This is a genomic window from Nocardioides allogilvus (assembly GCF_003047285.1).
Classification (GTDB): Bacteria; Actinomycetota; Actinomycetes; order Propionibacteriales; family Nocardioidaceae; genus Nocardioides; species Nocardioides allogilvus.
This window is the reverse complement of record NZ_PZYX01000008.1, coordinates 55,254-68,143: the sequence shown is the minus strand read 5'-3', so window position 1 is coordinate 68,143 and position 12,890 is coordinate 55,254. Positions and strand designations below refer to the sequence as shown.

At 69.4% G+C, this 12,890-nt stretch carries 19 protein-coding genes; 14 read left to right on the top strand and 5 right to left on the bottom strand.

What is annotated here, in order from left to right:
* Positions 1 to 224: 224 nt before the first annotated feature.
* The 7 genes from infA (at position 225) to rplQ (ending at position 4,201) form a co-directional block, all read left to right on the top strand.
* Positions 225 to 446 carry a translation initiation factor IF-1 gene (infA, locus tag C9J87_RS12955; protein WP_036490070.1) on the top strand — a complete coding sequence of 74 codons (222 nt, stop codon included), beginning with the start codon at positions 225 to 227 and terminating at the stop codon, positions 444 to 446.
* Between the two features lie 29 nt (positions 447 to 475).
* Entirely contained in the window at positions 476 to 589 is a 114-nt protein-coding gene (rpmJ, locus tag C9J87_RS12950; RefSeq protein WP_010831740.1) for a 50S ribosomal protein L36, read from the top strand.
* Positions 590 to 766: 177 nt separating this feature from the next.
* The gene (gene rpsM / locus C9J87_RS12945; RefSeq protein ID WP_036490072.1) at positions 767 to 1,141 is read left to right on the top strand and encodes a 30S ribosomal protein S13; all 375 of its coding nucleotides are present in this window, start codon (positions 767 to 769) and stop codon (positions 1,139 to 1,141) included.
* Between the two features lie 70 nt (positions 1,142 to 1,211).
* Complete coding sequence (gene rpsK / locus C9J87_RS12940; protein ID WP_010831742.1) at positions 1,212 to 1,607, top strand: 30S ribosomal protein S11; 396 nt, start codon at positions 1,212 to 1,214, stop codon at positions 1,605 to 1,607.
* Between the two features lie 26 nt (positions 1,608 to 1,633).
* Positions 1,634 to 2,242: a 30S ribosomal protein S4 gene (gene rpsD / locus C9J87_RS12935; protein WP_036490073.1), complete on the top strand. Its 609-nt coding sequence runs from the start codon at positions 1,634 to 1,636 to the stop codon at positions 2,240 to 2,242.
* Between the two features lie 103 nt (positions 2,243 to 2,345).
* On the top strand, positions 2,346 to 3,362 hold the full coding sequence (locus tag C9J87_RS12930; RefSeq protein WP_036490077.1) for a DNA-directed RNA polymerase subunit alpha: 1,017 nt from the start codon (positions 2,346 to 2,348) through the stop codon (positions 3,360 to 3,362).
* 170 nt (positions 3,363 to 3,532) lie between these two features.
* Positions 3,533 to 4,201, top strand: coding sequence for a 50S ribosomal protein L17, sunset domain variant (gene rplQ, locus C9J87_RS12925; protein WP_010831745.1), 669 nt, complete (start codon positions 3,533 to 3,535; stop codon positions 4,199 to 4,201).
* 72 nt (positions 4,202 to 4,273) lie between these two features.
* Here the strand turns inward: rplQ and C9J87_RS12920 are convergent, their stop codons facing one another.
* Positions 4,274 to 4,627: a GntR family transcriptional regulator gene (locus tag C9J87_RS12920; protein WP_107705773.1), complete on the bottom strand. Its 354-nt coding sequence runs from the start codon at positions 4,625 to 4,627 to the stop codon at positions 4,274 to 4,276.
* A gap of 52 nt (positions 4,628 to 4,679) precedes the next feature.
* Between C9J87_RS12920 and C9J87_RS12915 the strand changes: the two genes are divergently transcribed.
* The gene (locus tag C9J87_RS12915) at positions 4,680 to 5,597 is read left to right on the top strand and encodes a PfkB family carbohydrate kinase (RefSeq protein WP_107705726.1); all 918 of its coding nucleotides are present in this window, start codon (positions 4,680 to 4,682) and stop codon (positions 5,595 to 5,597) included.
* Between the two features lies 1 nt (position 5,598).
* Here C9J87_RS12915 and C9J87_RS12910 read toward each other — a convergent pair whose 3' ends face one another.
* The 3 genes from C9J87_RS12910 to C9J87_RS12900 are packed head-to-tail and all read right to left on the bottom strand — an operon-like array spanning position 5,599 to position 7,008.
* Complete coding sequence (locus tag C9J87_RS12910; protein WP_010831748.1) at positions 5,599 to 6,165, bottom strand: TIGR03086 family metal-binding protein; 567 nt, start codon at positions 6,163 to 6,165, stop codon at positions 5,599 to 5,601.
* Positions 6,152 to 6,655, bottom strand: a complete 504-nt coding sequence (locus tag C9J87_RS12905) for an SRPBCC domain-containing protein (protein WP_010831749.1) — start codon at positions 6,653 to 6,655, stop codon at positions 6,152 to 6,154. The genes C9J87_RS12910 and C9J87_RS12905 overlap by 14 nt, the downstream gene beginning before the upstream one ends.
* Positions 6,652 to 7,008 carry an ArsR/SmtB family transcription factor gene (locus C9J87_RS12900; RefSeq protein ID WP_010831750.1) on the bottom strand — a complete coding sequence of 119 codons (357 nt, stop codon included), beginning with the start codon at positions 7,006 to 7,008 and terminating at the stop codon, positions 6,652 to 6,654. The genes C9J87_RS12905 and C9J87_RS12900 overlap by 4 nt, the downstream gene beginning before the upstream one ends.
* Before the next feature lie 99 nt (positions 7,009 to 7,107).
* Here C9J87_RS12900 and truA point away from each other — a divergent pair, with 99 nt between their 5' ends.
* From truA to C9J87_RS12880, 5 genes are all read left to right on the top strand, one after another.
* The gene (gene truA, locus C9J87_RS12895; RefSeq protein ID WP_010831751.1) at positions 7,108 to 7,938 is read left to right on the top strand and encodes a tRNA pseudouridine(38-40) synthase TruA; all 831 of its coding nucleotides are present in this window, start codon (positions 7,108 to 7,110) and stop codon (positions 7,936 to 7,938) included.
* An 84-nt stretch (positions 7,939 to 8,022) separates the two neighbouring features.
* Positions 8,023 to 8,895, top strand: a complete 873-nt coding sequence (locus tag C9J87_RS12890; RefSeq protein WP_010831752.1) for an OmpA family protein — start codon at positions 8,023 to 8,025, stop codon at positions 8,893 to 8,895.
* Positions 8,896 to 8,905: 10 nt separating this feature from the next.
* A complete protein-coding gene (locus tag C9J87_RS20000) occupies positions 8,906 to 9,055 on the top strand; it encodes a hypothetical protein (protein WP_198016940.1) in 150 nt (49 codons plus the stop codon).
* The gene (locus C9J87_RS20525) at positions 9,055 to 10,107 is read left to right on the top strand and encodes a sunset domain-containing protein (protein WP_157953193.1); all 1,053 of its coding nucleotides are present in this window, start codon (positions 9,055 to 9,057) and stop codon (positions 10,105 to 10,107) included. The genes C9J87_RS20000 and C9J87_RS20525 overlap by 1 nt, the downstream gene beginning before the upstream one ends.
* A gap of 77 nt (positions 10,108 to 10,184) precedes the next feature.
* The gene (locus C9J87_RS12880; RefSeq protein WP_107705724.1) at positions 10,185 to 10,784 is read left to right on the top strand and encodes a class I SAM-dependent methyltransferase; all 600 of its coding nucleotides are present in this window, start codon (positions 10,185 to 10,187) and stop codon (positions 10,782 to 10,784) included.
* 9 nt (positions 10,785 to 10,793) lie between these two features.
* On the opposite strand, the gene C9J87_RS12875 is transcribed toward C9J87_RS12880, so the two are convergent.
* Complete coding sequence (locus tag C9J87_RS12875; protein WP_010831755.1) at positions 10,794 to 11,087, bottom strand: hypothetical protein; 294 nt, start codon at positions 11,085 to 11,087, stop codon at positions 10,794 to 10,796.
* 112 nt (positions 11,088 to 11,199) lie between these two features.
* On the opposite strand from C9J87_RS12875, the gene C9J87_RS12870 reads away from it, so the two are divergent.
* Entirely contained in the window at positions 11,200 to 12,888 is a 1,689-nt protein-coding gene (locus C9J87_RS12870; protein WP_107705723.1) for an ABC-F family ATP-binding cassette domain-containing protein, read from the top strand.
* Positions 12,889 to 12,890: the final 2 nt, after the last annotated feature.

Below are 12,890 nucleotides of genomic sequence, written 5' to 3'. Positions count from 1 at the left end.
AACTGGCGTGTCGGCCCAACGTGGGTTGCGCTTCGTGGTGCCTCGCGGCTGCCCGAACACGGAACATTCGCTCGCAGGAGCGGGTCGTTGCGTGCCCGGGAAGAGTCACCAGGAACCACCGCACGAGGTCCACCGTCACGCGACGGAGGTTCCCGGGCCACCCGTTCCACGCCGTGGAGCGGAGCACCAAACGGTAGAAGACCGAACAACAGATTGTGGAGGACATGCCGAAGAAAGAAGGCGTGATCGAGATCGAGGGCACCGTCGTGGAAGCCCTGCCGAATGCCATGTTCCGGGTCGAGCTGACCAACGGACACAAGGTCCTCGCCCACATCAGCGGCAAGATGCGCCAGCACTACATCCGGATCCTCCCCGAGGACCGCGTGGTGGTGGAGTTGTCTCCCTACGACCTGACCCGAGGTCGGATCGTCTACCGATACAAGTAGCAGCCACTCACGAGCTAGAAAGGGCTGACATGAAGGTCAACCCGAGCGTCAAGGCGATGTGCGACAAGTGCAAGGTCATCCGTCGCCACGGCCGCGTCATGGTCATCTGCGAGAACCCGCGTCACAAGCAGAGGCAGGGCTGAGCCCAGGCTCAGCACAGACGTAGCAACAACTGAATCACCCACAACGTGATCGCTAGGTCAGGGAGCTCCGACTCCTTGGCCGAAACCACCTCCGGAGCATTGGCCGGAGCCCACCCGAGGCGGGATGGGACGCGACACGACCAGAAACCACTGCGAGAACAGACAAGGAAACGCCACATGGCACGCCTCGTTGGTGTGGACCTCCCGCGCGACAAGCGCATCGAGATCGCACTCACCTACATCTACGGCATCGGCCGTACCCGCTCCCAGCAGCTGCTCGCCGCGACCGGGGTTGACCCGAACGCCCGCGTGCACACCCTCGGTGACGAGGAGCTGGTCAAGCTTCGCGATGAGATCGAAGCCAACTTCAAGATCGAGGGTGACCTCCGACGCGAGGTCCAGGCGGACATCCGCCGCAAGATCGAGATCGGCAGCTACCAGGGTCGCCGCCACCGCATGGGCCTGCCGGTCCGCGGCCAGCGCACCAAGACCAACGCGCGCACCCGCAAGGGTCCCAAGCGCACTGTCGCCGGCAAGAAGAAGGCCAAGTGATCGCAACGCTCACGCGTTGATCACCGCCGATTCACGAAGCTTCCAGACCAGAAACTCATAGGAGAAATCTATGCCTCCCAAGAGCCGCGCCACCAAGGTGCGTCGCAAGGAGAAGAAGAACATTGCTCAGGGCGAAGCCCACATCAAGAGCACGTTCAACAACACCATCGTCACCATCACCGACCCCACCGGCGCCGTGATCTCGTGGGCCTCTGCCGGCACCGTCGGCTTCAAGGGCTCGCGCAAGTCCACGCCGTTCGCCGCGCAGATGGCTGCTGAGGCCGCTGGTCGTCGGGCCATGGACCACGGGATGAAGAAGATCGACGTCTTCGTCAAGGGTCCGGGTTCGGGTCGCGAGACCGCGATCCGCTCGCTGGGTGCCATCGGCCTCGAGGTCGGCACCATCCAGGACGTCACCCCCACCCCCCACAACGGTTGCCGCCCGCCCAAGCGCCGGCGCGTCTGACCCGAGACTGAGAAAGAGAGACTGACATGGCCCGTTACACCGGACCCATGAGCCGTAAGTCGCGCCGTCTCGGTGTCGACCTCGTCGGCGGCGACTCGGCATTCGAGAAGCGCCCCTACCCCCCCGGCCAGCACGGCCGCGGACGCATCAAGGAGAGCGAGTACCTCCTCCAGCTGCGTGAGAAGCAGAAGGCCCGTTTCACCTACGGCGTCATGGAGAAGCAGTTCCTTCGCTACTACAAGGAAGCGAACCGTCGCCAGGGCAAGACCGGCGAGAACCTGCTCCAGCTCCTCGAGTGCCGTCTCGACAACGTCGTCTACCGTGCCGGCTTCGCCCGCACCCGTCGCGCTGCTCGCCAGCTCGTCGTGCACGGTCACTTCCTGGTCAACGGCCACAAGGTCGACATCCCCAGCTTCCAGGTCTCCGCTCACGACATCATCGACGTGCGCGAGAAGTCGCTGGAGATGACGCCGTTCATCGTGGCTCGCGAGACCCACGCCGAGCGTCACGTCCCGGCGTGGCTGCAGGCGCTCCCCGGCCGGATGCGCATCCTCGTGCACCAGGTGCCGGTCCGTGCGCAGATCGACACGCAGGTCACCGAACAGCTGATCGTCGAGTACTACTCCAAGAAGTAATCCCTGGTCGGTGGCCGCTCGTCCGCGGGCGGCCCCCGACGCCTCCTTTTCACGTGAGATCGGGTCCATCAAATGGTGGTTGGATCCGGGAAGGAAAGAATCAGTGCTTATCGCTCAGCGCCCGACCCTGTCCGAAGAGACCGTGGACGAGTACCGCTCGCGCTTCGTCATCGAGCCCCTCGAGCCCGGCTTCGGCTACACCCTCGGCAACTCGCTGCGACGTACCCTCCTGTCCTCCATCCCGGGGGCCTCGGTCACGAGCATCAAGGTGGACACCGTCCTCCACGAGTTCTCGACCATTGAGGGTGTCACCGAGGACGTCACCGAGATCATCCTCAACCTGAAGGGCCTGGTCGTCTCCTCCGAGCACGACGAGCCCGTCACGATGTACCTCCGCAAGTCGGGCGCCGGTGCTGTCACCGCCGCCGACATCGCGCCGCCCGCCGGTGTCGAGGTGCACAACCCCGAGCTCCTGATCGCCACGCTGTCCGACAAGGGCAAGCTGGAGATGGAGCTCGTCGTCGAGCGTGGCCGTGGCTACGTCTCGGCCGTCCAGAACAAGGGTGCCGACAACGAGATCGGCCGCATGCCGGTCGACTCGATCTACAGCCCCGTGCTGAAGGTGACCTACAAGGTCGAGGCCACCCGTGTCGAGCAGCGCACCGACTTCGACAAGCTCGTCATCGACGTCGAGACCAAGCAGTCGATGCGTCCGCGTGACGCCATCGCCTCGGCCGGCAAGACGCTGGTCGAGCTGTTCGGTCTGGCTCGTGAGCTCAACGTCGAGGCCGAGGGCATCGACATCGGCCCGTCGCCCGTCGACGAGCAGCTCGCCGCCGACCTCGCCCTCCCGGTCGAGGACCTGCAGCTGACCGTCCGTTCCTACAACTGCCTCAAGCGCGAGGGCATCCACACCGTGGGTGAGCTCATCAGCCGCTCGGAGCAGGACCTGCTCGACATCCGCAACTTCGGTGCGAAGTCGATCGACGAGGTCAAGGCCAAGCTGGTCGAGATGGGTCTGTCCCTCAAGGACAGCGCGCCCGGCTTCGACCCGCACGCTGCGCTCGCGGCGTACGGCGATGACGACGACGACGCCTTCGTCGAGGACGAGCAGTACTAAATCGCACTGCTGGCGTGCGCCTCGCGGCGTTCTCGTCGGTCGGCGACCCGCTCCGCTCCAAGGTCGCCTTCCCTCCTCGGCCTTGCGAGGCACACGCCATCAGCACGATTACCCCAAACAGCACCATCTACTCGAGTACCTAGTACGGCCCGAGAGAATCGAGAAGAATCATGCCCAAGCCCAAGAAGGGCAAGCGCCTCGGCGGTAGCCCCGCCCACCAGCGCTTGATCCTTGCCAACCTGGTGACCGCGCTCTTCGAGCACGGTCGGATCACCACCACCGAGGCCAAGGCGCGCATGCTGCGCCCGTTCGCGGAGAAGCTGATCACCAAGGCCAAGCGTGGCGACCTGCACAACCGTCGTGAGGTCCTCAAGACCATCCGCGACAAGGGTGTCGTGCACGTTCTCTTCACCGAGATCGCGCCGACCTTCGCCGAGCGTCCCGGTGGCTACACCCGGATCACCAAGATCGGTCCGCGCAAGGGCGACAACGCCCCCATGGCGGTCATCGAGCTGGTGACCGAGGCCTACAGCCCGAAGGCTGCCTCGTCGAAGAAGACCGCTGCCACGGCCGCTCCGGTGGCCGAGGAGACCGAGGTCGCCGACACCGAGGTCAAGGGCTTCGCCGACGTGGACGGCTCGGACGAGCTGCCCGCCGGTGCGCACGCCCCGCTCGAGGACGCCGACCAGGCGCCCGAGGGCTTCCCGATCAAGGGCAACAAGGACTCGATGAAGTTCCACGAGCCGGACGGTCAGTGGTTCGCCGCGACCGTGGCCGAGCTGTGGTTCGACACCGCCGAGTCCGCTGAGGCCGCTGGCTTCACCCGCGCAGGCGAGTGAGCTAGCACCAGCCGCGACGCCGGGCCTGTCATCCCTCCGGGGATGGCGGGCCCGTCGTCATTTCCTCGCATGTCAGCCCTGCCACGCCGCCTCGACCAGGCGCACCGACTCCGGCAGGGTCAGCCCCTGGCGACGGCAGGCGGCGGCGTACGACGCGGCGGCATCGGAGACGGCAGCGCCGGCGTTCGTCGAGGTGACGAACGTGCCGCGCCGGCCCTCGGTGACGACGAGCCCGTCGGCCTCGAGCTCCTTGTAGACCCGGGCGACGGTGTTCACCGCCAGGCCCACCTCGGCGGCGAGGGCGCGCACCGTCGGGAGCCGGGTGCCGCTCGGTAGCACCCCGGCGGCGATCTGCCCCGCGATCTGGCTGCGCGCCTGCTCGAACGGCGGCACGTCGGCGTCGTGGTGGATCGGGTCCAGCTGCATGGCTCGAGCGTACGGCGGCCCGTCGCCGGCCGCGGAGTGGTAGACCAGCGTCATGGAACAGGTGGCCCTGGTCGTGGGTGAGGCGCTGGTCGATGTCGTGCACGGTCTCGACGGCACCGTGCGCGAGCACCCGGGTGGCAGTGCCGCCAACGCGGCCGTCGCGCTGGCACGACTGGGGCGTCCGGTGCGTTTCGTGACGGCGTACGGCGACGACGACCGCGGCCGGCTCCTGGCCGACCACTTGGGCGACAACGGGGTGCGACTGGGCAGTGACCCGCTGGTGCTCGACCGGACGGCGACGGCCGAGGCGACGCTGGCCGCGTCGGGGGCCGCGTCCTACGAGTTCGACATCGAGTGGCGTCTCGGGGCCGTGCAGCTGCCCGCCGACGTCGACCCGGTCGCCGTGCTCTACGGCTCGATCGGAGCGGCCATCGACCCGGGAGCACGGGACGTCGCTGTCCTGGCGCAGCAGCACCGGCCGACCGCGCTGACCGTGTTCGACCTCAACGCCCGACCCGCCATCACCGGGAGCGGGCCTGGGGTCGCCGCCCGGGCCCGGGCGATGGCGGCGAACGCCGACGTGGTCAAGGCCAGCGACGAGGACCTCGAGCTGCTCTGGCCCGGTCGGGAGCACGCCGAGCTGGCCGCGGAGTTCCTCGCCGGTGGCACCGGCGCCGTCGTCGTCACCAGGGGCGAGGGGGGACTGCGCTGGTTCGCGCCCGCGGGGGAGGGGGAGGTGCCGGCACCGACGGCCACCGTGGCCGACACCATCGGTGCCGGCGACACGGTGACCGCGGCGGTGGTCGACGCCCTCTGGCAGCTCGGTGTCGTCGGGCCGGCCGCACGCGAAGGGTTGTCGGTGCTGCGTGCAGCCGACTGGACCGCAGTGCTGGAGCACGCCGCCCGCGCCGCCGCGATCACGGTCAGTCGGCCGGGTGGCGACCCGCCGTGGCGCCACGAGCTGGAGTGACTCAGCCGGGCGGGGCCCACGCGGGATCGCGACCGATGAAACCCATCAGCCGGTCGGCCACGGGCGCGTCCGGTGCGACGGGCACGGCATCGCCGTACTGACCAGAGCTGCGCAGCAGCTCCTCGATCGGCCGCATGCCCTCGAGCAGGGCGGTGGCGAAGTCCTCGTCCAGCCCGGGCTGCTGGCCGGTGGCGCGTGCCAGGTCCCAGGTGTGCATGAAGACGTCGGCGGTGTAGAACCGGTCGACCGCATCGGCGAGCCGGTGGGTCCCGGCTCGGGGGTGCGTGAAGGGCTCCTCGCCGCGAGCCTCGAGCAGTTCTTGTACGGCGCCTGCCTGGTGCTGCCACGCGGCGACCGGGTCGTCCGCGACGGCCGGTCCGGGCGGCAGGCCGAAGCCACCCGCGGCCAGGAAGCCCGGGAACCAGCCGACGAGGTGGTCGACCACGTCGCGGGCCGTCCACCCCGCCACCGGTGCGGGGGCCTCCCAGTCCCGGGTCGCTGCGACCCGGTCGCCGAAGGCGCCCGCGACCGCGCGGTGGCGCTCGGCCGGCGACTCAGGCAACGCCATCGGCCAGGAGCCTGTCCAGCTTGGCGTAGCCCTCGTGGACTCCGACCTCCATGCCGCTCGAGAGCATGCCGTCGCGGCCCTCGAAGGAGTCGCACAGCGAGAAGCCGTGCAGGCGGGTGCGCCCGTCGCCGAGGTCCTCGAAGGTCATCGTCTCGAGCGCGATCGCGTCGGGCATGCCCTCCCAGGTGAAGGTCTGCACGAGCTTGTCGTCGCCGACGTGGGGGAAGGTGCCGCGGAAGGCGTACTCCTCGCCGTCGCGCTCGGCGACATAGCGGTAGGAGCCGAGGGTGCGGCAGTCCCACTGGTCGATCCTGGTCGTGAGCGAGTCGGGGCCGACCCACTGCTTGAACAGCTCGGGGTCGGTGTGCGCCCGCATGAGCTGCTCAGGGGTGGCGGCGAAGTCGCGCCAGATGTGCACCGCGGGGACGCGGGGGTCTGCCTCGATCGCGGCCTCGGTGTAGCGGGTGTCGGGGTTCTGCGTGGTGGTCATGATGCTGTTCCTTCCTGCTGCTGGGTTGCGTTGTCCGTGTCCATGGCGGCCAGCACCGAGTCGAGGCGGCTGAACCGCTCCTCGGCCTGCCGGCGGTATCGCTCGATCCACTTCGTCATCAGGTCGAACACCTCTGCTTCCAGGTGCACCGGTCGGCGCTGGGCCTCCCGGGTCCGGCTGACCAGCCCTGCTTCCTCGAGCACCTTGAGGTGCTTGGAGACGGCCTGCAGGCTGACGTCGTACGGCGCCGCCAGGTCGTTCACCGTCGCGTCGGCCCGCGTCAGTCGCGCGACCATGTCGCGCCGGGTCGGGTCGGCCAGGGCGGCGAAGACCTTGGAGAGCTGGTCGGTCATGCGAGGCACCTTCCTCAACTGATTGATTGAATAGACGGTAGGACGTTCAGGGCGCGTTGTCAACCGATAGGTTGAATGATCAGCGCCTAAGATCTGCGGGTGCGCATCCGGCTCGACCTGTCCTACGACGGCACCGATTTCAGGGGATGGGCGACCCAGCCCGACTTCCGGACGGTCCAGGGGGCGCTCGAGGACGCGATCGCCATGGCGCTGCGGATCCCGTTGGTGCGCGTCGTGTGCGCCGGGCGGACCGACACGGGCGTGCACGCCCGCGGGCAAGTGGTGCACTTCGATGTGGATCCGGCAGATGTCGCACGCTCTGCCGGGCGCTCGAAGGGGCCTGCCCTGGACGCGTTGGTGCGCCGGCTCAACGGCATCCTGGACGGCGACGTGCGCGTACGCCGCGCGGTCGAGGCCGAACCGGGGTTCGACGCGCGCTTCTCGGCGCTCTGGCGTCGCTACGCCTATCGCATCGCGGATCGCCCCGAGCTGATCGATCCCCTCACCCGTCGACACGTGCTCGCCTGGGAGCGGCCGTTGGACGTCGACCTGATGAATGCGGGTGCCCAGCACCTGATCGGGTTGCAGGACTTCGCGACCTTCTGCAAGCGGCGGGAAGGCGCGACGACCGTGCGCACGCTGCTCGAGTTCGAGTGGACCCGGACCCCAGCCGACCTGATCGAGGGCCGGGTCGTGGCGGACGCCTTCTGCCACACCATGGTGCGGTCGCTGGTGGGCTGCCTGCTCATCGTGGGGGAGGGCCGACAGCCACCGGGGTGGGCTGCCGAGATGCTCGCCGGGCGCAGCCGCGACCCCAGCATGACCGTCGTGCACCCGCGCGGCCTGACCCTCGAAGAGGTTGGTTATCCCGACGCCGAGGAGCTGGCTGCACAGGCCGTTCGGACGAGGGCGCGCCGTACCGCCGAGTAGGCGGTAGTACCCAAAGGGGTGAAGCTGCCCTAGTTTGTGTGGCGATTCAACGTCTCATCCGTCGACTACTCGGGAAGTCTGCCCATGAACGAACGACAGGATCGCGTGCCCACGGGCACGACCCACGACCGCCGCACCGATACCCGGTGGGGCCACAGAAACCTGGGTGGGCCCTGGTGGCTCGCCCTGCTGCTGGTGCCGCTGCTGCTGGCGGCGCTGCTGACCGCCGTACGCGGCGGCGACATCGGCGACGACCTCCGTGGTCGCGCCCTGACCGCCCTCAAGGGAGCCGGCTTCGACGGCGTCGACGTCGACGCGAGCGGTCGTGACCTGACGCTCAGCGCCGCCGACGGCTCCGCGCTGAGCGCCGCCGACGCCGACAAGGCCCGCGACCTCGTCGCCGACGTGGACGGCGTCCGCGTCGCCAGCCTCGGCGACGGCCTCGACGGTGCCGGTGATGGTGCCGGTGCCGCCGACGGCAACGGTGACGAGGGCGACCAGGGCGCCGGCGACTCGGAGTCCGCGGAGCCCACCACCGAGCCCACCGACACGCAGGAGGCGAGCCCGTCCGCGACGGAGTCGTCCAGCGCGGCTGCCGGTGGCGTCAAGTGCAACGGCCTCCAGGCCAGCATCGACAAGGCGCTCGGCGCGGACTTCGTGCAGTTCGACGAGCTCCACCGCATCCCCAACGAGGCCTCCAAGGCCGAGCTGGCGGCCGTGGCCGAGCTGATCGCGCCGTGCACCGACCTGAAGATCACGGTCACCGGCTACACCGACAAGTTCGGGAGCAAGCGACTCTCGATCGCGCGTGCCCTGAACGTGTCGCAGATCCTCGTCGACGGTGGAGTCACCGCCGACATCCGCAAGGTCGGTGGGCACTTCTCGCGAGAGCTCGGCGACAACGAAACCCAGGCGGGGCGCGACCAGAATCGCTTCGCCACCATCACGGTGAAGTGAGGCTGACGACATGGCTTGGTTGTTCGCACAGCTCTGGTTCCTGATCCTGCTCGCCTTCGTGCTCGGCTCCCTGATCGCCTGGCTTCTCGCCAAGGTCGCGCTGCCGCACGTCGATGAGCTCGAGGCCGAGTCCGGCCTCTCCACGAAAGGTGTCCTCTGATGGGATGGCTGCTCGGTGAAAATTGGCTTTGGTTGTTGCTCAGCTTCCTGCTGGGCCTGGGGATCACGCTCTTCCTGATCCTGCGCAAGGTCGAGGTCTCGACGGTGTCGTCGAAGACGACGTACGCCGCGGCGGGAACGGGCGCCGCGGCTGCCGGTGTGGGCGCGGCCTCCCTCGCCGGGTCGAAGACGAAGGCCCCCTCGACCCCGAAGGCCACCTCGACCCCGAAGGCCCAGTCGACGTCGTTCGGCTCGTCCCGGGTCGAGGAGCCGTCGACGCCGGCCGCCACGCCGGTCGGTGCCCACGTGGCCGACCCGGTGGTCGAGTCGGCGCCGGTCTACGACGAGGTCGAGGCCACCCAGGCCCGCGACACCTCGTGGACGGACACGTCCTCCAACGGCTCGCGCTCCAGTGACTCGCTGTCCGGTGGCACGGTCGCGGGTGGCGCCGTCGCCGGTGGCACGGTCGCCGGCGGCTCCGCAGCGCTGGCCGACGAGGACGGTGCCACCCAGGCACGCGGCTTCGCCGGGACCGGTGGCTCCGCAGCGCTGGCCGACGAGGACGGTGCCACCCAGGCACGCGGCTTCGCCGGGACCGGTGGCACGACGAGCAGCTTCGGTGCGGGTTCGCTCGTGCCGGCCGCGGACGGCTCGTCGCCCGACCCGGCGTACACGATCAAGGGCAACGAGGACTCGATGCTCTTCCACCCGCCGGCCTCGCCCTACTACGGCCGCACCCGGGCCGAGGTGTGGTTCGACTCGGAGGACCGTGCGCGGTCGGCCGGGTTCACGCGGTGGGACGAGAAGGACAACACGTCCAAGGTCGCCGGGTTCGCGTCGCTGCCTGCCGCGGGCGCCTTCGGTGAGGGCTCCGCCGACCCGCTCGCGGACGGTGCGTCGCCGCACGAGTCGTTCACGATCAAGGGCAACGCCGACTCGATGCTCTTCCACACCGCTGAGTCGCCCTACTACGGTCGCACCAGGGCCGAGGTCTGGTTCGACTCCGAGGACCGGGCCCGCGCGGCCGGCTTCACGCGCTGGGACCAGCGCTGATCCATCAGCACGGCGAGGCCGCACCCGTTCTGCAGGGTGCGGCCTCGCTGCATTTCGTCGCACGAGAGGATGGCCCCGTGACCGAGGACCACTACTTCTCCGCCGACCCCGCCGCGCCGTTCGAGCGCGAGTCGTTCACGGTGGAGGCCTGGGGCAACGCCTTCGAGCTGGACAGCGGTGCGGGGGTGTTCAGCCGCGGCCATCTGGACCACGCGACCGCGGTGCTCTTCCGGGAGCTCGAGCCTCCGGTGCAGGGGCAGTTCCTCGACCTGGGCTGTGGCTACGGCCCGATCGGGCTCGCGATCGCCCGCGCCGTACCCCTCGCGACCGTCACCGGTGTCGACGTCAACGAACGGGCGCTGCTGCTCGCCAACGAGAACGCCCGCGCGCTGGGCCTCGGCTCGCGCTTCGTCGCGGCGACGCCGGAGCAGATCCCCAGCGACATGACCTTCGACGAGATCTGGTCCAACCCGCCGATCCGGATCGGCAAGCCGGCGCTGCACGAGCTGCTGCTCACCTGGCTGCCTCGGTTGCGACCCGACGGACGCGCGGTCATGGTCGTGGGCAAGAACCTCGGTGCCGACTCGCTCCAGCGGTGGTTGGGCGAGCAGGGCTGGCCCACGGCGCGCCTTGCCAGCGTCAAGGGATTCCGGGTGCTGGAGACGCGCCGGGGCTAGAGCCCCGCCTCAGTCCTCGTCGCTCTCGATCTGCTCGATGAGGTCGTCGGCCCCCGCGTCGACCGCGAAGATCGGCAGGATGCTGACGACCCAGCTCGGGCGCTTGTCCTCGATCTCGTGCGCGAGGTCCCAGGCCTGCTGCGCGCCGACCGGGCCGAGCCGGACGTAGTCGCCCTCGTCCTCGTGCTCGTGGTCGGTGTCGATCTCGATCACCCAGGTCTGCGACCAGTCGTCGGCGAAGTCCTCGAAGGTGGTGTCTGCGTCGTCCGGGGTGTCTTCCGCGACGGGGTAGATCAGGGGCATGGTGAACTCCGTTCGGTGGTGGAGGGGTCGTGCTCGAGCGTGGCGGTGCCCATCGTTGCAGGCGCGGAAAGGCATTCGCCTCGATCGGTCTCAGCGGGGATGATGACTCGTTGTGGGTCACGTGGATGTCGCCGGAGTGCGCTATGAACTGCCAGACGGTCGGGTGCTGCTCGACGACGTCAGCTTCCGGGTCGGCGACGGCGCCAAGGTCGCGCTCGTCGGCGCCAACGGGGCGGGCAAGACGACGCTGCTGCGGATCATCACCGGCGACCTCGCCCCGCACGCCGGCGCGGTGACGCGCAGCGGCGGGCTGGGCGTGATGCGCCAGTTCGTCGGGCACGGCGGCGGTGACGAGACCGTCGCCGACCTGCTGCTCAGCGTGGCGCCGGAGGCGGTGCGCGCGGCGGCCGCCAGGGTCGACGCCTGCGAGCTGGTCCTGATGGAGACTGACGACGAGAAGGCGCAGATGGCCTATGCCGTCGCGCTCTCCGACTATGCCGACGCCGGTGGTTACGACGTCGAGGTCACCTGGGACGTCTGCACCACCGCCGCGATGGCGATGCCGTTCGACCGCGCGAAGCACCGGCTGCTGACCACCCTGTCCGGCGGCGAGCAGAAGCGGCTGGTGCTCGAGTACCTCCTGCGCGGGCCGGACCAGGTGCTGCTGCTCGACGAGCCCGACAACTACCTCGACGTTCCCGGGAAGATCTGGCTCGAGGAGCGCATCCGCGAGTCGGCCAAGACGATCCTGTTCATCAGCCACGACCGCGAGCTGCTCAACAACACCGCGACGCGCATCGTCACCGTCGAGCTCGGCAGCGCGGGCAACCGCGTCTGGACCCACCCCGGCAACTTCGCCAGCTACCACGAGGCCCGCACCGACAGGTTCGCGCGCTTCGAGGAGCTGCGCCGTCGTTGGGACGAGGAGCACGCCAAGCTCAAGGCGCTGGTGCTGCGGCTCAAGATCAAGGCGGAGTACAACGACGGCATGTCCTCGCAATATCGCGCGTCCCAGACCCGGCTGCGCAAGTTCGAGGAGGCCGGCCCGCCGACCGAGCAGCCACGCGAGCAACAGGTCACGATGCGGCTGCGCGGCGGTCGCACCGGCAAGCGCGCGGTCGTCTGCGAGGGCCTCGAGCTCACGGGACTGATGAAGCCCTTCGACCTCGAGGTCTGGTACGGCGAACGCGTGGCCGTCCTCGGCAGCAACGGGTCCGGCAAGTCCCACTTCCTGCGGCTGCTGGCCGCCGGCGGCACCGACCCCGACGTGGAGCACCGGCCTGTCGGCGACCCGCCCAGCGCCGTACCCCACACGGGGAAGGCGAAGCTCGGCGCGCGCGTGCGCCCGGGCTGGTTCGTCCAGACCCACGAGCACCCCGAGCTGGTGGGACGCACCCTGCTGGAGATCCTGCACCGCGGCGACGGCTCGCCCGGTGGCCGCGCGGGCATGGGGCGCGAAGCGGCTGCCCGCGTGCTCGACCGCTACGAGCTCGCGCACGCAGGTGAGCAGGGCTTCGAGTCCCTCAGCGGCGGCCAGCAGGCGCGCTTCCAGATCCTGCTGCTCGAGCTGTCCGGGGCCACGCTGCTGCTGCTGGACGAGCCGACCGACAACCTCGACGTGCAGAGCGCCGAGGCGCTCGAGGCCGGGCTCGAGGCGTTCGACGGCACGGTGCTCGCGGTGACCCACGACCGCTGGTTCGCCCGCGGCTTCGACCGGTTCCTGGTCTACGGCCAGGACGGCGAGGTCTACGAGTCCGACGGTCCGGTCTGGGACGAGGGGCGAGTGGTGCGGTCGCGCTAGGA